Source organism: Citrobacter cronae, assembly GCF_016893685.1.
GTDB classification, from domain to species: domain Bacteria; phylum Pseudomonadota; class Gammaproteobacteria; order Enterobacterales; family Enterobacteriaceae; genus Citrobacter; species Citrobacter werkmanii.
The window spans coordinates 81,053-103,243 of the sequence record NZ_CP069763.1 but is presented as its reverse complement, the minus strand read 5'-3'; the positions used below and the strand labels follow the sequence as shown (position 1 = coordinate 103,243).

The following is a 22,191-nucleotide window of genomic DNA, read 5'->3' as shown; positions in this document are numbered from 1 at the left end:
TGCAAGAGGGGGGAAATTCTGTGAAGCAGAGCGACTACTGCTTCCTTGTATGGCTGAGGATGCTTTACCATACTTCTCCCAGGCTGAATTTGTTTAATGGATGTCTCATGTTCAAGCGTCGTTATGTAGCGTTACTTCCCCTTTTCGTATTGCTTGCTGCCTGTAGCAGCAAACCTAAACCTTCAGAGACTCAAACGACTACGGGTACGCCATCCGGCGGTTTCCTGCTTGAGCCACAGCACAATGTCATGCTAACGGGCGGCGATTTTGCCAATAACCCGAACGCGCAACAGTTCATCGAGAAGATGGTGAACAAGCATGGCTTTGACCGCCAGCAGTTGCAGGAGATCCTGTCGCAGGCCAAGCGGCTGGACTCGGTATTGCGTTTGATGGACCGTCAGGCGCCGACGACTCAACCTCCAGCCGGACCTAACGGCGCGTGGCTGCGTTATCGCAAGCAGTTCATCACGCCGGACAACGTGCAAAACGGCGTGGCCTTCTGGAATCAATATGAAGATGCCCTGAACCGTGCGTGGCAGGTCTACGGCGTACCACCGGAAATCATCGTCGGTATTATTGGCGTAGAGACGCGCTGGGGCCGCGTGATGGGCAAAACGCGAATTCTGGATGCGCTGGCGACGCTGTCCTTTAATTATCCTCGTCGTGCGGAATACTTCTCTGGCGAACTGGAAACTTTCCTGTTGATGGCGCGAGATGAAAGTGATGATCCGCTCGATTTGAAAGGTTCCTTCGCCGGTGCGATGGGCTACGGCCAGTTTATGCCGTCTTCCTATAAAGAATATGCGGTCGATTTCAATGGCGATGGGCACATTAATCTGTGGGATCCGGTTGACGCCATCGGTAGCGTGGCGAACTACTTCAAAGGCCACGGCTGGGTGAAAGGCGATACGGTCGCGGTGCCGGCGAATGGTCAGGCGCCTGGGCTGGCGAACGGCTTTAAAACCCAGTACAGCATTTCACAGCTTGCCGCCGCGGGGCTGACGCCGCAGCAGTCGTTGGGGAATCATCAGCAGGCCAGCCTGCTGCGCCTGGATATTGGCACCGGTTATCAGTACTGGTACGGGCTGCCAAACTTCTACACCATCACCCGCTACAACCACAGTACCCACTACGCGATGGCGGTGTGGCAATTGGGTCAGGCGGTAGCGCTGGCGCGCGTACAGTAATCGCTCCAACCGGCCTACAGATAAGATATTGCTTGTAGGCCGGATAAGATGCTCTGACATCGCCATCCGGCGGGTCTTATTTTGCAACGGATCAATTTTTGGAATCCCCCTCGTAAAACGTTCTCCCCATCCCCACATTGGTTGTGAAAGTGCTATCTTGTGCGGCATATTTTTTTAACTGACAGAGGCTGAAATGACCGACAGTGAACTGATGCAGTTAAGCGAGCAGGTTGGCCTGGCGCTGAAAGCGCGCGGGGCGACCGTTACGACGGCGGAATCCTGCACCGGCGGTTGGGTGGCCAAAGCCATTACGGATATTGCCGGCAGTTCCGCCTGGTTTGAACGCGGGTTCGTGACCTACAGCAATGAAGCCAAAGCGCAGATGATTGGCGTGCGCGAAGAGACGCTGGCCCAGCATGGCGCGGTGAGTGAGCCTGTCGTCGTGGAAATGGCGATTGGCGCGCTAAAAGCGGCCCGCGCGCATTTCGCGGTCTCGATCAGCGGTATTGCGGGGCCGGATGGCGGCAGTGAGGAAAAGCCTGTGGGTACGGTATGGTTTGCCTTTGCCAGCGCAAGCGGTGAGGGGATTACCCGCCGGGAATGTTTCAGCGGTGACCGCGATGCGGTACGTCGGCAGGCGACTGCCTATGCGTTACAAACCCTGTGGCAACAATTTCTACAAAATACTTGATACTGTATGAGCATACAGTATAATTGCCTCAACAGAACATTATCTTTCACGTTTCGCGGTTTACCCCGAAAGCGGCATGACAGGAGTAATTAATGGCTATCGACGAAAACAAACAGAAAGCGTTGGCGGCAGCGCTGGGTCAGATCGAAAAGCAATTCGGTAAAGGCTCCATCATGCGCCTGGGTGAAGACCGTTCCATGGATGTGGAAACCATCTCCACCGGTTCGCTTTCTCTGGACATCGCATTAGGCGCGGGCGGTTTGCCAATGGGCCGTATCGTCGAAATCTACGGGCCTGAATCTTCCGGTAAAACGACGCTGACGCTGCAGGTTATTGCCGCCGCTCAGCGCGAAGGTAAAACCTGTGCGTTCATTGATGCGGAACACGCGCTGGATCCCGTCTATGCCCGTAAGCTTGGCGTTGATATCGACAACCTGCTGTGTTCCCAGCCGGATACCGGTGAACAAGCGCTGGAAATCTGTGATGCGCTGGCGCGTTCCGGTGCGGTTGACGTTATCGTTGTCGACTCCGTGGCGGCGCTGACGCCGAAAGCGGAAATCGAAGGCGAGATTGGCGACTCTCACATGGGTCTTGCGGCGCGTATGATGAGCCAGGCGATGCGTAAGCTGGCCGGTAACCTGAAGCAGTCCAACACGCTGCTGATTTTCATCAACCAGATCCGTATGAAAATTGGCGTTATGTTCGGTAACCCGGAAACCACTACCGGTGGTAACGCGCTGAAATTCTATGCCTCCGTGCGCCTGGACATTCGCCGTATTGGCGCAGTGAAAGAGGGCGACAACGTGGTTGGTAGCGAAACCCGCGTTAAGGTCGTGAAAAACAAAATCGCCGCGCCGTTTAAACAGGCTGAATTCCAGATTCTGTACGGTGAAGGTATCAACTTCTATGGTGAACTGGTTGACCTGGGCGTGAAAGAGAAGCTGATTGAAAAAGCCGGTGCATGGTACAGCTATAACGGTGAGAAAATCGGTCAGGGTAAAGCGAATGCGACCAACTGGCTGAAAGAAAACCCGGCAACCGCAAAAGAGATTGAGAAGAAATTGCGCGAGTTACTGCTCAATAACCAGGATTCAACGCCAGATTTCTCCGTTGATGACGGTGCTGCAGACGTAGCAGAAACGAACGAAGATTTCTGATAATCTGTTTTACATCGCATACAGTAAAGGGCTGCATATCATGCAGCCCTTTTGCATTTCTGAAGGTTTACTATGACAGATGCAACTTCCCGCCGATCCGCTTATTCCCGACTGCTTGACCGCGCCGTGCGTATTCTGGCAATGCGCGATCACAGCGAGCAGGAACTACGGCGGAAGCTGGCCGCGCCGGTGATGGGCAAACAAGGGCCGGAAGACATTGATGCTTCCCCGGAAGATTACGACAAGGTCATTGCCTGGTGCATTGAAAGTCATTATCTGGATGATGACCGCTTCGTTCAGCAGTTTATTGCCAGCCGTAGCCGCAAAGGTTATGGGCCTGCGCGAGTGCGGCAGGAACTCAGCCAGAAAGGAATCTCGCGTGAGGCTATTGAGCGCGCCATGCGCGAGTGTGAAATTGACTGGGCAGTGCTTGCGCGCGAGCAGGCAATCAGGAAATACGGTGAACCTTTACCAGTCGATTTTTCAGATAAGGTAAAGGTCCAGCGTTTTTTGCTCTATCGTGGCTATCTGATGGAAGATATTCAGGCAATATGGCGAAATTTTGACGATTGAGCGCATACGGGATTTTACTTCCCAGTAAAGAAAACTTATCTTATTCCCACTTTTCGATTGCCAGAGGCGCAGTTTGCTGCCGATGCTGGTAATGACATTTCGTTAGCTTGATTTCTTCAGGATAATTATGAGCAAGAGCACCGCTGAGATCCGTCAGGCGTTTCTCGATTTTTTCCATAGTAAAGGACATCAGGTAGTTGCCAGCAGCTCCCTGGTACCAAACAATGACCCTACTTTGTTGTTTACCAACGCCGGGATGAACCAGTTCAAGGATGTTTTCCTTGGCCTCGACAAGCGTAATTATTCCCGCGCAACCACCTCGCAGCGTTGTGTACGTGCGGGCGGTAAGCACAACGACCTGGAAAACGTCGGTTACACTGCACGTCACCATACCTTCTTCGAAATGCTGGGCAACTTCAGCTTCGGCGATTATTTCAAACACGACGCCATTCAATTCGCATGGGAACTGCTGACCGGTGAAAACTGGTTTGCCCTGCCAAAAGAACGTCTGTGGGTCACCGTCTATGAAACTGACGATGAAGCCTATGAAATTTGGGAAAAAGAAGTTGGTATTCCGCGCGAGCGTATCATCCGCATTGGTGATAACAAAGGCGCGGCCTATGCATCCGACAACTTCTGGCAGATGGGTGATACCGGTCCTTGCGGTCCGTGCACCGAAATTTTCTACGACCACGGCGACCACATTTGGGGCGGCCCTCCGGGAAGCGCAGAAGAAGATGGCGATCGCTACATTGAGATCTGGAACATCGTCTTCATGCAGTTCAACCGTCAGGCTGACGGCACCATGGAACCGCTGCCGAAGCCGTCCGTGGATACCGGTATGGGGCTGGAGCGTATTGCGGCCGTGCTGCAACACGTTAACTCCAACTATGAAATTGACCTGTTCCGCTCACTGATTGAATCCGTCGCGAAAGTTACTGGTGCGACCGATCTGAGCAACAAGTCGCTGCGCGTTATCGCCGACCATATCCGTTCTTGTGCATTCCTGATTGCCGATGGCGTTGTCCCGTCGAATGAAAACCGTGGCTATGTGCTGCGCCGTATCATTCGCCGCGCGGTACGTCATGGCAACATGCTGGGCGCGAAGGATACCTTCTTCTACAAGCTGGTTGGTCCGTTGGTGGAAGTCATGGGGTCTGCAGGTGAAGAGCTGAAGCGTCAACAGGCAATGGTTGAACAGGTTCTGAAAACCGAAGAAGAACAGTTCGCTCGTACGCTGGAGCGTGGTCTGGCACTGCTGGACGAAGAGCTGGCAAAACTGACGGGTGATACGCTGGATGGCGAAACCGCCTTCCGTCTGTATGACACATACGGCTTCCCGGTTGACCTGACGGCAGACGTTTGCCGCGAGCGCAACATCAAGGTTGACGAGGCGGGCTTTGAAGCCGCAATGGAAGAACAGCGCCGTCGTGCGCGTGAAGCCAGCGGTTTTGGCGCAGACTACAATGCGATGATTCGCGTTGATGGCGCTTCAGAATTTAAAGGGTATGAGCATCTTGAGCTGAACGGCAAAGTGACTGCGCTGTTTGTCGATGGTAAAGCGGTAGACGCCATTAACGCCGGTCAGGACGCTGTTGTTGTACTGGATCAGACGCCGTTCTATGCGGAATCTGGTGGTCAGGTTGGCGACAAGGGCGAACTGAAAGGTGCGGGCTTTGCGTTTGCCGTGAGTGACACGCAAAAATATGGCCAGGCGATTGGTCATATCGGCAAACTGTCTGCGGGTTCTCTGAAAATAGGCGATGCAGTACAGGCTGATGTGGATGAAGCGCGTCGTGCGCGTATCCGCTTGAATCACTCCGCAACGCACCTGATGCACGCGGCGCTGCGCCAGGTATTGGGCACGCATGTAGCACAGAAAGGCTCGCTGGTTAACGATAAAGTGCTGCGTTTCGACTTCTCTCATACCGAAGCCATGAAGCCTGCTGAAATCCGTGCCGTTGAAGATCTGGTGAATGCGCAAATTCGTCGCAACCTGCCGATTGAAACGAACATCATGGATCTGGAAGCGGCGAAAGCCAAAGGCGCAATGGCGCTGTTTGGCGAGAAATATGATGACCACGTGCGCGTTCTGAGTATGGGCGATTTCTCCACCGAACTGTGTGGCGGTACTCACGCCAGCCGTACGGGGGATATCGGTCTGTTCCGCATTGTGTCTGAGTCAGGCACGGCGGCGGGCGTTCGTCGTATCGAAGCCGTAACCGGTGAAGGCGCTATCCAAACCGTGCATGCTGAGAGCGACCGCTTAAGCGATATCGCGCAGCTGCTGAAAGGCGATAGCCAGAATATCGGTGATAAAGTGCGTTCTGTACTGGAACGTACGCGTCAACTCGAAAAAGAATTGCAGCAATTGAAGGAACAGGCTGCGGCGCAGGAGAGTGCAAATCTCTCCAGCAAAGCGGTTGATATCAACGGCGTGAAGCTGCTGGTCAGTGAACTTGCGGACGTTGAGCCGAAAATGTTGCGTACCATGGTTGATGATCTGAAAAATCAACTGGGGTCTACTGTTATCGTTCTGGCAACGGTAGTTGAAGGTAAGGTTTCTCTGATTGCTGGTGTGTCTAAGGATGTGACAGACCGAGTGAAAGCAGGGGAACTGGTTGGTATGGTCGCTCAGCAGGTAGGCGGTAAGGGTGGTGGTCGTCCGGACATGGCGCAAGCCGGTGGTACGGATGCAGCGGCTCTGCCTGCAGCGTTAGCCAGTGTGAAAGGCTGGGTCAGCGCAAAACTGTAATAATTATAAGCGTAAGTCGACGCTGCGGGCTTCAATCCGCAGCGTTTGCATCAACGCTATCGACAACGATAAAGTCAGGTTGAAGTTGTGTATATCGGCTAAACTTAGGTTTAACAGAATGTGATGCCGTGACTGCTTACACTTAGGTGTTTGTCATCGCTTACTTTTTGGCGTTATATGATGGATAATGCCGGGATACAGAGAGACCCGACTCTTTTAATCTTTCAAGGAGCAAAGAATGCTGATTCTGACTCGTCGAGTTGGTGAGACCCTCATGATAGGCGATGAGGTCACCGTGACAGTTTTAGGGGTGAAGGGCAACCAGGTACGCATTGGCGTAAACGCCCCGAAAGAAGTTTCTGTCCATCGTGAAGAGATCTACCAGCGTATCCAGGCTGAAAAATCCCAGCAGTCCAGTTATTAAGGTTTTCGCGTCTCACCATTCTGGTGAGGCGCAACCTGATTGAGTGGTCCTCTTTCTTCGCTTTCTGCTTCACTCCCCCCATTTTCTCTTTTCCCATACGCACATTGTCGTTCCCGGCGAATTTTCTGTTTGTTCATTGTCTGCGGAAACTGCCAATTTATCTGTTGATAAAACACTCTTTTTGCCGTTTTTGCAGACTAATTGCGCGTGAAATGTGCAAACGATAAAAGCTCTGGAAAAATTGTTTGACTTATAAGTCCCAGAAAGTAATATGTGCGCCACGCAGCGACGATGAGCAGAAACAAGTTCTTCGAAGCACTCGTAAGAGGCGTGTTGGTGAGGTGGCCGAGAGGCTGAAGGCGCTCCCCTGCTAAGGGAGTATGCGGTCAAAAGCTGCATCCGGGGTTCGAATCCCCGCCTCACCGCCATTTGCATCCGTAGCTCAGCTGGATAGAGTACTCGGCTACGAACCGAGCGGTCGGAGGTTCGAATCCTCCCGGATGCACCATMTTCTACGAGATAACAGCTAAACTGTTGTTGCATGGTCTGCGAGATAATCGCCAGTACCAGGGAGGATAACGTTGCTTCAGCAACGGCCCGCAGGGCGAGGTGCAGCCGAGTAATCCTCCCGGATGCACCATATTACTTGATAGCGCTTTAGCAGCGACATCAAATCTGCAGTAAAGTAAGTTTCCCGATGCATCCGTAGCTCAGCTGGATAGAGTACTCGGCTACGAACCGAGCGGTCGGAGGTTCGAATCCTCCCGGATGCACCATCTCTTACTTGATATCGTTTATTTCGATATCAATATCGGCAGTAAAGCAAGTTTTCCGATGCATCCGTAGCTCAGCTGGATAGAGTACTCGGCTACGAACCGAGCGGTCGGAGGTTCGAATCCTCCCGGATGCACCATMTTCTCCTKAATAACAGCGAAACTGTTGTTGCATGGTCTGCGAGATAATCGCCAGYACCAGGGAGGATAACGTTGCTTCAGCAACGGCCCGCAGGGCGAGGCGCAGCCGAGTAATCCTCCCGGATGCACCATCTTCTTGCCGTATCAGTAGTAATCAGCAATTCCCGATGCATCCGTAGCTCAGCTGGATAGAGTACTCGGCTACGAACCGAGCGGTCGGAGGTTCGAATCCTCCCGGATGCACCATCTTCTCCTGAATAACAGCGAAACTGTTTCTTCATGGTCTGCGAGATAATCGCCAGAACTTTCCCCCTCATGAATCATTTCCACATACTCCCTGAACATCCCTCAATTCGCTGTCAGCGACAAAATCAATCAATTACGATAAAATAACGTCTGGTCATTCGGCTTGTGAGAAGACGATGTACGAACGTTATGCGGGTTTGATTTTTGATATGGATGGCACCATCCTGGATACCGAACCTACGCACCGTAAGGCGTGGCATGAGGTATTGGGCCATTATGGGCTACGGTTTGATGAACAAGCCATGGTTGCCCTCAACGGCTCTCCAACGTGGCGTATTGCCCTGGCGGTGATTGAATTGAATCATGCCGATCTTGACCCCCATGTTTTGGCACGAGAAAAAACGGACAAGGTAAAAAGCATGCTGCTGGATAGCGTCCAGCCTTTACCGTTGGTTGAAGTAGTGAAAGCCTGGTATGGCCGCCGTCCTATGTCGGTAGGGACGGGGAGTGAAAGCGCAATTGCAGAGGCTCTACTCGCTCACCTTGGTCTGCGTCGTTATTTTGATGCTGTGGTGGCCGCCGATCACGTACAACGCCATAAGCCTGCTCCTGATACGTTCTTGCTTTGTGCTGAGCGAATGGGGGTTGTTCCGGCGCGCTGCGTCGTGTTTGAAGATGCCGATTTTGGACTGCAGGCGGCGAGCGCAGCGGGGATGGACGCCGTGGATGTTCGGTTATTGTGAGTGATGGACTATCGCTCCTGTCACTGTTTGCCAGCAGTTTTCTCAGCGCCACGCTATTACCCGGCAATTCTGAAGTTGTTCTGGTTGCCTTGCTGATTTCTGGGGTAAGTCATCCCTGGGTCTTAGTCTTAACAGCAACAATGGGTAATAGCCTTGGAGGGTTAACTAACGTTATCCTTGGGCGTTTCTTTCCATTGCGTAAAACATCGCGCTGGCAAGAGAAAGCCACTGGCTGGCTGCGGCGCTATGGCGCTGTCACACTATTATTAAGCTGGATGCCGGTTGTGGGTGATTTACTGTGCCTGTTAGCTGGATGGATGCGCATCTCGTGGGGCCCAGTTCTCTTTTTCTTATGCCTTGGCAAGGCGTTGCGCTATGTTGTTGTCGCAGCGGTTACGACGCAAGGCATTATGTGGTGGCACTAATTGTGTTGTGAGATAGCCTTCAGGGTAACCAATACCATTATGCTAATTAAAACGATTTTGACAGGCGGGAGGTCAATTTGATCCCGAACGTATCACAGGCGCTGGCCTGGCTGGAAAACCATCCTCAGGCGTTAAAGGGGATTCAACGTGGGCTGGAGCGTGAAACGCTGCGCGTCAATGCTGATGGGTCATTGGCGACGACAGGCCATCCTGAGGTGTTAGGCTCAGCGCTAACACATAAGTGGATAACCACGGACTTTGCCGAAGCGCTGCTGGAGTTTATTACTCCACCTGGCGACGATATTCATAAAATGCTGACGTTCATGCGCGACCTGCATCGTTATACCGCCAGAAACCTGGGCGACGAGCGTATGTGGCCGTTGAGCATGCCTTGCTATATTGCCGACGGTCAGGATATTGAGCTGGCGCAGTACGGTACGTCGAATACCGGTCGTTTGAAAACGCTTTATCGCGAAGGCCTCAAAAACCGTTATGGCGCGTTGATGCAGACCATCTCCGGCGTACATTACAACTTCTCGCTGCCGATGGCTTTCTGGCAGGCGAAATGCGGCGTAACGGACGGTGAAGATGCTAAAGAGAAGATCTCTGCGGGTTACTTCCGTCTGATCCGTAACTATTACCGTTTTGGCTGGGTCATCCCGTATCTGTTTGGCGCTTCTCCGGCCATTTGTTCCTCCTTCCTGCAAGGAAAACCGACCACCCTGCCGTTTGAAAAAACCGACTGTGGGATGTATTACCTGCCGTACGCGACGTCGCTGCGTTTGAGCGATTTGGGCTATACCAATAAGTCGCAAAGCAATCTCGGAATTACGTTTAACGATTTGCATGAGTATGTGGCAGGATTAAAGCGCGCGATTAAAACCCCTTCCGAGGAGTACGCGGCGATCGGTCTGGAGAAGGACGGTAAGCGTCTGCAAATTAACAGCAACGTTTTGCAGATTGAAAATGAACTGTATGCGCCTATCCGTCCGAAACGCGTCACTCGTCGTGGTGAAACGCCTTCTGACGCGCTTCTGCGTGGCGGTATTGAGTACATCGAAGTACGTTCACTGGATATTAACCCGTTCTCACCAATCGGCGTAGACGAGCAACAGGTACGCTTCCTCGATCTGTTTATGGTCTGGTGCGCATTGGCCGATGCGCCGGAAATGAGTAGCGATGAGCTGTTATGTACGCGTACTAACTGGAATCGCGTTATTCTGGAAGGGCGTAAGCCTGGCCTGACCTTAGGCATTGGCTGTGAGACAGCGCAGTTCCCACTCCCTGAAGTGGGTAAAGATTTGTTCCGCGACCTGAAACGCGTAGCACAAACGCTGGACAGCATCCACGGGGGAGAGGAGTATCAAAAGGTATGCGACGAGTTGGTCGCCTGCTTTGATAATCCTGAACTGACATTCTCCGCCCGGATCCTACGGTCTATGATTGATGAAGGCATTGGCGGTACGGGCAAAGCGTTGGGTGAGGCATACCGCAATCTGCTGCGCGAAGAGCCGTTGGAAATATTGCAGGAAGAAGAGTTTATTGCTGAAACCGAAGCGTCAAAGCGTCGTCAGCAGGAGATCGAAGCGGCTGATACCGAGCCGTTTAGCGTGTGGCTGGAAAAGCACGCTTGATACAAAAGAAAAAGGCCACTCGGGAGTGGCCAAAATTTCATCTCTGAAAACAGGGATGATGATAACAAATGCGCGTCTTTCATATACTCAGACTCGCCCCGGAACAAAGAGTTCAGATTATTTTTAAAAAATTTATCGGAGGTGGCTAAATGCCGTTGTTAGATAGTTTTACTGTCGATCACACCCGGATGGAAGCTCCCGCGGTCCGGGTTGCAAAAACGATGAACACCCCGCATGGCGACGCAATCACCGTGTTTGATCTGCGTTTCTGCATTCCGAACAAAGAAGTGATGCCTGAGAAAGGTATCCATACGCTGGAACACCTGTTTGCAGGTTTTATGCGTAACCACCTCAACGGTAACGGCGTTGAGATTATCGATATCTCTCCGATGGGATGCCGCACCGGCTTCTACATGAGCCTGATTGGCACGCCGGACGAGCAGCGTGTTGCCGACGCGTGGAAAGCGGCGATGGCTGACGTACTGAAAGTGCAGGATCAAAACCAGATCCCAGAACTGAACATTTACCAGTGCGGCACGTATCAGATGCACTCTCTCAGTGAAGCGCAGGACATTGCCCGTCATATCCTTGAGCACGATGTTCGTGTGAACAGCAATGAAGAGCTGGCACTGCCGAAAGAGAAGCTGCAGGAACTGCATATTTAGTTGTCATGCTGGATGGTGAAGCTCACGCTTCTCATCTGGTCGACAAATAATAGGCGCCAGCCGGTATAAAAAAGCCAGTTCAGATGAACTGGCTTTTTTGATCAATGTGCGCCGCCCGCGCCGCCGCCTGCGCCAAACGGCGGTTTAGCGAACCAGACAAGACCAAGCAGCACCAGGAAGATCCCCGCTGACATCCAGAAGATTTCGTTGGCGGAAATGATCAGCCCTTGATTGGTTATCTGTTGGGCCAGCCAGCCAGAGGCTTGCTCCTTGCTCATCCCTAATCCCTGCAGTTGGTTATACATTGCCTGTGCATTTGGGTTGTAGGGGTTAACGGACTCCGTTAACTGCGCATGGTGTAGCGACTCACGGTTAGTCCACATTGTCGTGGTGATGGAGGTTCCGATAGAACCTGCCAGCGTTCGCGTAAAGTTAGACAAGCTGGACGCCGCCGCCAGACGTTCAGGCGGTAAACCGGACAGCGTAATGGTCGTCAGCGGCATAAAGAAGCAGGCTACCGCGAATCCCTGAATAAACTGCGGCCAGGCCGATGCGCCAAAATCCATACCCGGTTCGAACGTCCATGCGCGCCAGTAGAAACAGACGGCGTACATAATAAAACTGAACGTGACCAGACGACGCATATCCAGCTTATGCGCGAAGCGACCGATTATCGGCGACAGGATCACCGGGATCACCCCAACCGGGGCGGAGGCCAGACCGGCCCAGGTTGCTGTATATCCGTAAACTTCCTGCAATAGCTGCGGCAGCAGGACGATTGCGCCGAAGTAGAGCATATAGGCCAGACTGATACACAAGCAGCCGATGGTAAAGTTTCGCGACTTAAACAGCGAGAGATCGACAATCGGGTGTTCGTCGGTAAGCTCCCAGACGATCAGGAAGCTGATAGCGACAACGGCGACCACCGTCAGGATGATAATCTCCTGTGAGGCAAACCAGTCCAGCTCCTTGCCGCGGTCGAGCATAATCTGCAAGCTACCGATACCAATGACCAGCAATGCCAAACCAATGGCGTCAATGCGTCGCTGCTCGGTTTTGGTTTCTCGCCCGCGTAGAGTTTGCAGAGTCATCAATACCACCGCCGCGCCGATTGGCACGTTGATGAAGAATATCCAACCCCAGTGATAGTTGTCGCTGATATAGCCCCCAAGAATAGGGCCGCATATTGGGGCGACAATCACCGTCATCGACCACAGCGCGAGGGCAATGGAACGCTTGGCGGGAGGATAATTATTCAGCAGCAGGCTTTGCGAAAGCGGAATTAGTGGACCGGCGACAATCCCTTGTACCACGCGGAAGAAAATCAACATGTTCAGGCTGGTGGACATCCCGCATGCCCATGACGCAATGACGAAGGCAGTCGTTGACCACATGAATAGCCTTACTTCGCCAAAGCGCTTTGCCAACCAACCGGTGATTGGAATTGAGATAGCGTTCGCCACCCCGAATGAGGTGATCACCCAGGTTCCCTGGCTCAGCGAAGAGCCCAGGTTCCCGGCGATAGTAGGGATCGCCACGTTAGCAATGGTGGAGTCCAGCACCTGCATGAATGTCGCCAGAGACAGCGCGATCGTCATAATGACGAGCTGCGCGCCTTCCAGCGGTTTTTGCTGTTGCATCACACGCACCTTTGAATTAGCCCGCGTTGGCCCGCACGATCTCTTCGATCATTTTATTGACCGGAGCAAGGTTGATTTCACGTGCATTACTTTCTGATACCGGCGTGGTGCGGACCTGGCTTGCCAGAATCTGTCCGTCACGATTGGAGGTATCTACCGTAACCAGCGTAGACAAACCGATCCGCAGCGGATGTTGCGCCAGCTGCTGCGCATCCAGTTCGATACGTACCGGCAGACGCTGGACGACTTTGATCCAGTTACCGGTTGCGTTTTGCGCAGGCAGCAGGGAGAAGGCGCTGCCCGTACCCATATCAAGGCCAACAATTTTACCGGTGTATTTCACGTCATCGCCGTAAATATCACTGATAACCGTCGCAGGCTGGCCGATACGCATGTGTGCTAGCTGCGTTTCTTTAAAGTTAGCATCGACCCACAGGTTGGTGGCCGGAACAACTGCCATCAGCGGCGTGGTTGGGCTGATTTGCGCGCCAGGCTGTACGGCACGACGGGAAACATAGCCGGTCATTGGACTGACGATTCTGGTACGTTCCAGCGCCAGCCAGGCGTTGCGCACTTCGGTGGCGGCCTGTTGTACGGCGGGTTGATCTTCCAGCTTGCTGCCGAGAATCATTGCCTGGTTAGCATTATATTGCTGGATAGCGACATCAAGCTGCGCCTGAGCGCTGGCAACGGCATCTCGCGCATGTTGCAGCTCTTCGCGGCCAATCAGGTTGGCGTTGCCCAGCGGGACGCGGCGATTAAAGTCGCTTTGTGCCTGCGCCAGCGCGGTTCTCTGCACTTCAATGCTAGCCTGTAACTGCTTACTGTTGATCATCAGTTGGTGCGTCTGGCGCACGCTGGAAGCCAATGCCGTTTTGGCTTTTTCGAATGCCTGCTTAGCATCCGTCTGATCGAGAGTAACCAGCACATCGCCTTGTTTAACAAAGTCAGTGTTATCAGCCCAGACTTTCGTCACGCTGCCTGATACCTGCGCCATGATTTGAACCTGGTTCCCTGCCACGTACGCATCGTCAGTATCTTCGTAATGACGTAGTACTAAAAACCAATAAATCCCATATGCCACGGCAATGATAATAAAGAGCAAGGTCAGAAGGAGCAGCATACTTTTACGTTTGCCATTCTTCTTAACCGGTTGCTGCGGGGTTTGAGTCTCCGCATTTGCGCTCATGTTGTTCTCCACGATCTTATTTTTTTCACATCGGCTGAGCCGACCTGTTCATCAGAAAGGCCAGCAGTATGCGTGCTGGCCTGTCGGTTTTCATTTATAAATCTGGATTTCTGAGCGAGTCGGCGCGTTAGCGCAGCGCTTCTAATACCGTGCCATCCTGCTCCATCTGGTCAAGACGGGTCAGAAGTTTACGGGTGATTTGCTCAAGCTGATCTTTTTCGGTGGTGCTAAGAGATGACCAGAGTTGATGCAGGCAGTTGTGCTGAGGTGGTAACACCTCTTGCAAAAAAGCATGGCCTTTTTCGGTCAATTGCAGATGCAGACAGCGGCGATCGTTATCGCTTTCGCGACGTTCAATCCAGCCACGTTTTTCTAACTCATCCGCAATGCGGGTAGCGTTAGTCCGTGACGAGCCAAGCGCGCAACTCAGTTCAGAAGGCTGAATACTGTGGTTTTCCTGAGACTCCAGCGTAATCAACGCCATAAACAATGTCTCGTTAATCCCTTGAGCTTTCAGCATCTTATTGCGATTTTCCAGCAGCTTGCCCTGCATGTGCATGCAAAGACGAGTCAGAAGCACTTCCTGATAAGGGAACTCTTCGTAGCGGCTGGCGCGAAATTTTAGCATTTGTTCAATGGGCGTAAACGAACTATCCATTTGGGTATAACCTCATTAATTTCAGCCGATATAGTAACGACAGTGACAAATAAAGTAAATGTATTATTTATTTAAAATGATTGTTTTTGTCTATAAGCCAACCAGCATTTTCCAGGCTAATCCGTAGCCCAGAGCACTCAGTAAGGTCGGAATGATGATGCTGCGGGTCTTATAGAAGCTTGCGCCCAGTATGACAAACCCTACCAGCGTAGGCACGAACCGACGAGCATCGTGCATCACTTCTGGCGCGGTAGACACCACCAACAGGGCGCAAATTGATGCAATGCCAATGGTGTCAAGTAATATGCCCGTCGCACCGCGTCTTGTCGGGCGAACATTCCCTACCCCAAGACGGAGCGGTAAATAGCGAAAGCAATAATTCACGCAGCCGACCAGCAGGCCGAGCAGTAAAACTTCATAGCTCATCAGGTCCTCCCTGCCAAAATGACTGGAGCAGCGCGGTCAGGCATCCACAGATGATGCCCAAAAGGATGGCAGCAGGGATAGAAAAGAGTATTACCCCGGCCAGCGCGCCTGCCAGTGCGGCAGTCACGCAGAGCGCCTGTTGACGCTGGAAAGAGGCGAGCAGGAAACTCATAAATAGCGCCGGAAGCATGAAGCCCAGTGCCGCTTCAACCGCGGGATAATCTTTGAGTAAACCACTACCGGAAAACGCGCCGATCACTGTGCCGAATACCCAGGAAGCCCAGGAACATAGCGCAATGCCAATCATCCAGTTTTCACTCCAGCGCCGATTATCCCGGACCAGTTTAGCCGTTGCGGCGGCAAAGACTTCATCGGTGAGGCCAAAGGCCCACAGCGCGCTTTTGGGTTTGTTCAGGCGCTGTGTGATGCGACTGCGCAGGGAGGGACCGTATAAAACATGGCGGATATCCATAGCCATAACGGTCAGTGCGGCGACCCACAGAGAACTGCCTGCGGCAAGCATGGTGGTAATGACAAACTGGCTGGCTCCCGCATAGATAATGCAGGAGAAAAAGACGCTTTCGACCGGCGTAAAGCCAAGGCGAGTAGCATTTAGACCAAATGCAAAAGCGACCGGAATATAGCTGATAACTATCGGCAGACTGTCTTTGAATCCTTCCGTTAACGTCGCCGAACGGGATCCGGACTGGGGTATAGGGCTTTCCATAGGGTTATAGGTTTCATTACCGAAATTAATATAACTTGGTTCAATGAGTTATAACCTTAGCAGACTGATGGGCTCCTTAACACCCTGAGGAGCCCAATCAGCGGTAAACAAGCGCTATACGCTTAATTTACGGCTTCCTGACGGTGAAAACCTCGCCACCAGACCAACAGGTTGAGTACGGCAACGGTCGTACCCGCCAGACAAACGCCAGCCCAACCGGCATGTTGCCAGGCGGAGGCCGAAATCAACGAACCAGCGGCCCCGCCAATAAAATAGCTGGTCATGTAGCCGGCGGTCAGACGGTTACGCGCATCCGGATGAATGCGATAGATAACCGTCTGGTTAGTGATATGCACCCCCTGAACGGTGAGATCCAGAACCAGAATACCGATAATCAGCATTGGCACCGAAGTATGTCCGAGCCAGATAGCCAGCCACGAGAGCAACAGTAACAACAGGCCGACGGTAGTGGTGAGATGTGATTTTCCTTTATCGGCAAAACCACCCGCCGGGCGTGCGCCTAACGCCCCCGCGGCTCCCGCCAGACCGAATAGACCGATCATCCCTTCAGAATAGTTAAACGGCGGCGCGGCGAGCAAAAATGCCATTGAGGTCCACAGAATGCTGAAGTTGGCGAAAGTCAGGCAACCCAGCATTGCGCGGGTACGCAGCAATTTATCATGGGTAAACAGGCTGAATACGGAACCTAACAGCTGCGGATAGTTAAGCTGGGTATCTGATTTCATCTTCGGCAGACCGCGCCACAGCGCAATCGCCATCAATGCCATCAGTATCGATGCCACCCAAAATACGGTGCGCCAACCGCCAAGGTTCGCCAGTAACCCTGCTACGGTACGCGCCAGCAGAATACCCAGCAACAGGCCGCTCATAATCGTCCCGACGACTTTCCCGCGCTTGTCCGGGGTGGCAAGCGTTGCCGCCAGTGGAACCAGGATCTGCGCCACTACCGAGAACAGTCCGGTCAGGGCGGTGCCGAGGATCAGCATGCCCAACGACTGGCTGCTGGCGGTAATCAGCATGCCGCCAGCCGCCAGTAGCGTCATGGAGACAATCAACATCCGTCGCTCAAACATATCGCCAAGCGGTACCAGGAATAGCAAACCTGCGGCATAGCCGAGCTGGGCCGCGGTGACGATAAATCCTGCTGTACTGGCAGACAGTGAGAAGTTGCGGGCGATGGTGTCGAGCAGCGGTTGTGCGTAATAGTTACTGGCGACGGCAAGGCCGGTGGCGATAGACATTAACAGGATCAGCGAAGGGCTAAGTCCCTGAGTGGTTTTCGTCATGGTTTTCAACTGAATAATGGGTTGCAGAAAACAATCATAACGGAAGTGATTAACTGTTGCTGATTTGTTGGGTGATGGATTGTGCGGTTTAGGTGGGATAGAGGGAAACAGGCCGGATAAGCGTTAGCGTATCCGGCAATGGTGCGGTTACGGTGCCTGATGGCGCTATGCTTATCAGACCTGCGAGTGGGTTATTTCTGCGCAGCCAGCGCTTCGTTCACCCAGCCGTCAAACTGCTGCTGGTGGGCTTTGATCCAGCCGTCTACGTGACCCTGAACATCGGCTTCAGACGCTTTACCGTCATGCATCATCGCGTTCTGTGCGTTGATATCCGCCAACGGTAATTTCATGATAGCGAACAGTTTCGCTGCCGCCGGGTTTTTCTCCGCCCAGGCTTTGTTGGCGACGATGTGCATGGTGTTCACCGGGAAGCCGTAGTTAGCGCCGTTTGGCAATTTGGTATCGATATCTTTCTGCTCACCCGGCAGGGAAGAGAACGGTACCTGCAACCAGACCACATCTTTGCCCGGCTTCATCACGTCGCTGACCCAGTACGGCGTCCAGGTGTAGTAAAGAATGGGTTTGCCTTCTTTAAAGCGGGTGATGGTGTCTGCCATCATCGCCGCATAGTTACCGTGGCTGACCTCGACCGTTTTTTCCAGATCGAAGGCTTTGTTCTGGTGGTTGATCACCGCTTCACAGCCCCAGCCTGGCGAACAGCCCATCATATCGGCTTTGCCGTCGCCGTTGGTGTCAAAAATTTTGGCGATCTTGGGATCTTTTAACTGGGCGATGTTGGTGATTTTGTACTGCTCAGCGGTTTTTTTGTCGATCAGATAACCCTGTGCGGCACCCGTAACGAATACCCCCTCGCGATAAAACTTTTTGTCTCCGCCCGCCGCGGCGTACATATCATCATGCAGCGGCTGCCAGTTCACGGCGGTAAAAGTTGCATCGCCAGAGGCAATGGAGGTATAGCCGACGTTATAGTCAACTTCGCTGGTTTTGTTAACGGTGTAACCCAGTTTCTCCAGCGCGCGGGCGACCAGCTGCGTCTGGAAGGATTCTTCAGAGATAGTGCTCTGGATTGGCTGGACGGTAATGCCTTTGCCCGGCAGGTCGGCAGCGAAAGCGCTGGTGGAGACAAGGGTGGCAAACGCTGTGGCAAAAAGTACGGTATGTCGCATCGTTGTTCCTTAATTATTGGAGGGACGTGTAGGCCCGGTAAGCGCAGCGCCACCGGGCAACGGGTGTATTACTTCGTGAAAGGGCGAGTGATAAGCCCAACGGGACCGGTGGTGTACCAGCGACGGTTACCCCGGCTACGCGAATCGCGACCAACGGCCTGCGTCAGGCGATCCAGGATGATGGCGAGGATCACAATCCCAACGCCACCAACCGTGGCTAATCCCATATCCAGACGACCAATTCCGCGCAGAACCATCTGACCCAATCCGCCAACGGCAATCATCGAGGCGATGACCACCATCGAGAGCGCCAGCATCAGCGTTTGGTTAACCCCGGCCATAATCGTGGGCATCGCCAGCGGGAGCTGCACTTTAAACAGCATCTGACGCGGGCTGGCGCCAAACGAGCGCGAGGCTTCAATCAGGTCGGCCGGCACCTGGTTAATCCCCAGAATGGTCAGACGGACGATTGGCGGCAGGGCGAAGATAATCGTCACCACTACGCCCGGGACGTTACCAATACCGAACAGCATGACAATCGGCACCAAATACACGAAAGCGGGGGTGGTTTGCATCGCATCCAGCAGCGGACGAACAATCTTTGCCGCCCGAGGGCTGCGCGCCAACCAGATGCCCATCGGCAGACCGATCACCACACAGAACAGTAACGCGGTCAGCACCAGCGCCAGCGTGATCATCGCTTGCGACCACGCGCCAATGGCGCCGATAGCAATCAACGAAATCAGCGTCGCGACACCCATTCCAACGCCGGAAATCTGCCAGGCGATCAGGGCAAACAGGATAATCGCCACGGGGGCTGGCATACCTAACAGCATTTGCTGGAAGCCGTTGAGAATGTAATCCACCGGTACACGGATGCCCTGGAAGACCGGACGAAAATGGGTAACCACCCAGTCGATCCCCTCGGTGACCCAACTGTCCAATGGGATCAGCGTCTTATGGAACGGATCCATAATATTAAAATGCTCTGGTGCCGGCGCGGGCGCGCTGGTCAGCCAGTCTGCGCTACCGCCGTCAGTAGGCGCGGAGGATGGTGTGCTCCACGCATCGGCGGTCTGTGCGGCGCTATCGGCCGCTGGTGTGGTATCCCACGGATTAGTTTGATCAGCCATTGTTTGCCCCCTCACGATCTAAAGCCTGTAACAGCATGCGTTTTGAAATGACGCCCACATACTGCTGTTCCTCGTCAACTACCGGTACCGCGCACGGTGCCTGGCCGACATGAGAAAGCAACTCGCTGAGAGGAGTTTGTGCATCGACAGCCAGCGGTTCATTGATCAACGCCGCTTCAATACCTTGCGCCTGACTAAGCGCGGTTTTTAGTGAGTCGATAGAGACGACGCCGACGAATTTATTGCCACGTTCGATCACGTAACCATATTCGCGATCTTTGTCCTGCAATAATTGCAGCGCCGAACGAGGGCCTACACCGGGTGTTTTACGAATTAAACCTTCGGGGCTACGGCGGGAAATATCTTTCGCGCTGAACACCTGGCTAATATCAACGCCGCGGAAGAAGGTGCGTACATAATCATTAGCCGGATTATTCAGGATTTCATCCGGTGTACCGACCTGTACTACTTCACCGTTTTGCATAATGGCAATTCTGTCGCCAATACGCATAGCTTCGTCGAGATCATGGGAAATAAAGACCACGGTGCGTTGATGCTTCGCCTGGAGTTTTACCAGTTCATCCTGCATCTCGGTACGAATTAATGGATCGAGGGCTGAGAAAGCCTCATCCATTAATAAGATGTCAGGATTAATGGCTAATGCGCGGGCAAGGCCTACACGCTGGCGCATCCCCCCGGAAAGTTCATCCGGGTAGCTGTGAGCGTAATTCTCCAGACCGACCTGACGTAGCGCATCCAGCGCCTTTTCGCGACGTTCATCCGCGGCGACGCCGGCTAATTCCATGCCGAATGCCGTATTGTCCAGCACCGTCATATGCGGCATCAGGGCAAAGGACTGAAAGACCATCGCAATCTTTTTTCTGCGCACCTCGCGGAGTTCGGCATCGGAGATCCGGGCGATATCTACGCCGTCGATCAGTACCTGTCCGCGGGTGGGTTCAATCAGGCGATTGAGAAGGCGTACCATTGTGGATTTACCCGAGCCGGATAATCCCATGATGACAAATATCTCGCCTTCTTCAATGGCCAGACTGGCGTCTTTAACGCCAAGCGATAGCCCTGTTTTCTCCAGAATTTGCTCTTTTGTAAGTCCTTTTTCAATATATTTGAACGCTCTCTGAGGATGCTCGCCAAATATCTTATAGAGGTTCTTCACTTCTAATTTAATTGCCATGCAATAGAATGATTCCTGTTATTTGTTTATATCGATATGTTACCTGATGGAAATAGTGACCTTTTTCTACCCTAACATACTGAGAATCTGAGACAACCCTGAATTTAGTTGTGGCATGAATATTGCCGAAGGTCAGTCGGCGGGATTTCCCGTGATATAAGGGCTGAGCGTGAATGTGCGTTAACTGATATTTTTTGTAAACGCCAATGAAAAAGCGCCTGAATTGGTGTAATGCAGGCGAATAATGCGGCTGATATTGAGTGTAGATCACACAATTATAATTGCACGATAAAAGTGTGATCCTGTTAAAATATTACCGCGAAAAATGTACGGTATTTCCCGTGAAAATGAGAGTTAAAAATTCCAGTCGTCGTCTTCGGTTTCGATAGCTTTACCCATCACATAAGATGAGCCAGAACCTGAGAAGAAATCGTGGTTTTCGTCTGCGTTGGGCGACAGCGCGGCAAGGATTGCCGGGTTAACCTCCGCCATTTCTGACGGGAATAACGCCTCATAACCCAAATTCATTAATGCCTTATTGGCGTTGTAACAAAGGAAGGCTTTGACGTCATCCACCCAACCGGTTTCTGCATACAATTCTTCTGTATAACGCGCTTCGTTATCATACAACTCCATGAGCAGGTCGAGGGCAAAATTCTTTAACTCCTCGCGTGCGGATTCGGAAATATGCTCCAGGCTTTTTTGAAATTTATAACCAATGTAATACCCATGGACCGCTTCATCACGAATGATCAGACGAATGAGATCGGCGGTATTAGTCAGTTTGCCGCGGCTGGAGAAATACATCGGCAACCAGAAGCCGGAATAGAACAGGAATGATTCCAGAAACACGCTGGCAATCTTCTTGTGCAACGGATTATCGCTGGCGTAATGGGCCAGAATAATCTGCGCCTTACGTTGGAGCGGGATATTTTCCTCACTCCAGGCGTAGGCGGCATCCACATCTTTGGTCTGGCAAAGCGTGGAGAAAATAGAGCTGTATGAGCGGGCGTGAACGGCTTCCATAAAGCTGATATTCGACAGCACCGCTTCTTCGTGTGGTGTTAATGAATCCGCCATTAGCGCTGGCGCACCGGCAACATTCTGAATGGTGTCGAGTAGCGTTAGCCCGGTAAAAACGCGGATAGTTAACTGCTGCTCGGCAGCGCTCAGCGTTTGCCAGGACGGGACGTCGTTGGAAAGCGGGACTTTTTCCGGTAGCCAGAAGTTACTGGTCAGGCGATTCCATACCTCCAGGTCTTTATCATCTTCAATCTTGTTCCAGTTGATGGCGCTCACGCGGGATAATGTCATG

The 22,191-nt window shown here is 52.7% G+C and carries 20 protein-coding genes and 5 tRNA genes; 15 read left to right on the top strand and 10 right to left on the bottom strand.

Translation table 11 applies throughout. The annotated features are described in order from the left end of the window. Positions 1-107: 107 nt before the first annotated feature. The 15 genes from mltB (at position 108) to luxS (ending at position 11,414) form a co-directional block, all read left to right on the top strand. Entirely contained in the window at positions 108-1,187 is a 1,080-nt protein-coding gene (gene mltB, locus JSN25_RS00465) for a lytic murein transglycosylase B (protein WP_038633043.1), read from the top strand. A gap of 193 nt (positions 1,188-1,380) precedes the next feature. Further along, complete coding sequence (gene pncC, locus JSN25_RS00460; protein WP_003037333.1) at positions 1,381-1,878, top strand: nicotinamide-nucleotide amidase; 498 nt, start codon at positions 1,381-1,383, stop codon at positions 1,876-1,878. Between the two features lie 92 nt (positions 1,879-1,970). Continuing rightward, positions 1,971-3,035 (top strand): recombinase RecA, encoded by a 1,065-nt coding sequence (recA, locus tag JSN25_RS00455; protein ID WP_137347526.1) that lies wholly within the window; start codon positions 1,971-1,973, stop codon positions 3,033-3,035. A 72-nt stretch (positions 3,036-3,107) separates the two neighbouring features. Next, positions 3,108-3,608, top strand: a complete 501-nt coding sequence (gene recX, locus JSN25_RS00450) for a recombination regulator RecX (protein ID WP_085048877.1) — start codon at positions 3,108-3,110, stop codon at positions 3,606-3,608. A gap of 127 nt (positions 3,609-3,735) precedes the next feature. Next, positions 3,736-6,363, top strand: a complete 2,628-nt coding sequence (gene alaS / locus JSN25_RS00445; RefSeq protein ID WP_061382320.1) for an alanine--tRNA ligase — start codon at positions 3,736-3,738, stop codon at positions 6,361-6,363. Positions 6,364-6,601: 238 nt separating this feature from the next. After that, on the top strand, positions 6,602-6,787 hold the full coding sequence (csrA, locus tag JSN25_RS00440; RefSeq protein WP_000906486.1) for a carbon storage regulator CsrA: 186 nt from the start codon (positions 6,602-6,604) through the stop codon (positions 6,785-6,787). Positions 6,788-7,122: 335 nt separating this feature from the next. Then, a tRNA-Ser gene (locus JSN25_RS00435) sits at positions 7,123-7,215 on the top strand. A 3-nt stretch (positions 7,216-7,218) separates the two neighbouring features. Beyond that, positions 7,219-7,295: transfer RNA gene (locus JSN25_RS00430), tRNA-Arg, on the top strand. 191 nt (positions 7,296-7,486) lie between these two features. Continuing rightward, positions 7,487-7,563 (top strand) — tRNA-Arg (locus JSN25_RS00425). Positions 7,564-7,623: 60 nt separating this feature from the next. Continuing rightward, positions 7,624-7,700 (top strand) — tRNA-Arg (locus JSN25_RS00420). Positions 7,701-7,870: 170 nt separating this feature from the next. Beyond that, a tRNA-Arg gene (locus tag JSN25_RS00415) sits at positions 7,871-7,947 on the top strand. Between the two features lie 176 nt (positions 7,948-8,123). Then, positions 8,124-8,690, top strand: coding sequence for a fructose-1-phosphate/6-phosphogluconate phosphatase (gene yqaB / locus JSN25_RS00410; RefSeq protein WP_137347527.1), 567 nt, complete (start codon positions 8,124-8,126; stop codon positions 8,688-8,690). Further along, positions 8,687-9,115 carry a YqaA family protein gene (locus JSN25_RS00405; RefSeq protein ID WP_038633018.1) on the top strand — a complete coding sequence of 143 codons (429 nt, stop codon included), beginning with the start codon at positions 8,687-8,689 and terminating at the stop codon, positions 9,113-9,115. Before yqaB ends, JSN25_RS00405 begins: the two co-directional genes overlap by 4 nt. A gap of 77 nt (positions 9,116-9,192) precedes the next feature. Beyond that, entirely contained in the window at positions 9,193-10,749 is a 1,557-nt protein-coding gene (gene gshA, locus JSN25_RS00400) for a glutamate--cysteine ligase (protein WP_038633015.1), read from the top strand. A gap of 149 nt (positions 10,750-10,898) precedes the next feature. Beyond that, positions 10,899-11,414 carry an S-ribosylhomocysteine lyase gene (luxS, locus tag JSN25_RS00395; protein WP_006687194.1) on the top strand — a complete coding sequence of 172 codons (516 nt, stop codon included), beginning with the start codon at positions 10,899-10,901 and terminating at the stop codon, positions 11,412-11,414. Between the two features lie 101 nt (positions 11,415-11,515). Here the strand turns inward: luxS and emrB are convergent, their stop codons facing one another. The 10 genes from emrB to nrdF form a co-directional block, all read right to left on the bottom strand. Further along, positions 11,516-13,054: a multidrug efflux MFS transporter permease subunit EmrB gene (gene emrB, locus JSN25_RS00390; protein WP_069324580.1), complete on the bottom strand. Its 1,539-nt coding sequence runs from the start codon at positions 13,052-13,054 to the stop codon at positions 11,516-11,518. Positions 13,055-13,070: 16 nt separating this feature from the next. After that, positions 13,071-14,243, bottom strand: coding sequence for a multidrug efflux MFS transporter periplasmic adaptor subunit EmrA (emrA, locus tag JSN25_RS00385; RefSeq protein ID WP_085048879.1), 1,173 nt, complete (start codon positions 14,241-14,243; stop codon positions 13,071-13,073). Positions 14,244-14,370: 127 nt separating this feature from the next. Further along, positions 14,371-14,901, bottom strand: a complete 531-nt coding sequence (gene emrR / locus JSN25_RS00380; protein WP_042313109.1) for a multidrug efflux transporter EmrAB transcriptional repressor EmrR — start codon at positions 14,899-14,901, stop codon at positions 14,371-14,373. Between the two features lie 90 nt (positions 14,902-14,991). Continuing rightward, positions 14,992-15,327: an L-valine transporter subunit YgaH gene (ygaH, locus tag JSN25_RS00375; protein ID WP_042313111.1), complete on the bottom strand. Its 336-nt coding sequence runs from the start codon at positions 15,325-15,327 to the stop codon at positions 14,992-14,994. Further along, entirely contained in the window at positions 15,317-16,054 is a 738-nt protein-coding gene (locus JSN25_RS00370) for an AzlC family ABC transporter permease (RefSeq protein ID WP_069324583.1), read from the bottom strand. Before JSN25_RS00370 ends, ygaH begins: the two co-directional genes overlap by 11 nt. Before the next feature lie 122 nt (positions 16,055-16,176). Then, positions 16,177-17,361 (bottom strand): MFS transporter, encoded by a 1,185-nt coding sequence (locus JSN25_RS00365; RefSeq protein ID WP_137347530.1) that lies wholly within the window; start codon positions 17,359-17,361, stop codon positions 16,177-16,179. A 191-nt stretch (positions 17,362-17,552) separates the two neighbouring features. Then, on the bottom strand, positions 17,553-18,548 hold the full coding sequence (gene proX / locus JSN25_RS00360) for a glycine betaine/L-proline ABC transporter substrate-binding protein ProX (RefSeq protein WP_038632997.1): 996 nt from the start codon (positions 18,546-18,548) through the stop codon (positions 17,553-17,555). A 68-nt stretch (positions 18,549-18,616) separates the two neighbouring features. Next, complete coding sequence (gene proW, locus JSN25_RS00355) at positions 18,617-19,681, bottom strand: glycine betaine/L-proline ABC transporter permease ProW (protein ID WP_038632993.1); 1,065 nt, start codon at positions 19,679-19,681, stop codon at positions 18,617-18,619. Beyond that, positions 19,674-20,876: a glycine betaine/L-proline ABC transporter ATP-binding protein ProV gene (gene proV / locus JSN25_RS00350; RefSeq protein ID WP_038632990.1), complete on the bottom strand. Its 1,203-nt coding sequence runs from the start codon at positions 20,874-20,876 to the stop codon at positions 19,674-19,676. Before proV ends, proW begins: the two co-directional genes overlap by 8 nt. A 354-nt stretch (positions 20,877-21,230) precedes the next feature. After that, positions 21,231-22,190 (bottom strand): class 1b ribonucleoside-diphosphate reductase subunit beta, encoded by a 960-nt coding sequence (gene nrdF / locus JSN25_RS00345; RefSeq protein ID WP_085048881.1) that lies wholly within the window; start codon positions 22,188-22,190, stop codon positions 21,231-21,233. Between the last annotated feature and the right edge of the window lies 1 nt (position 22,191).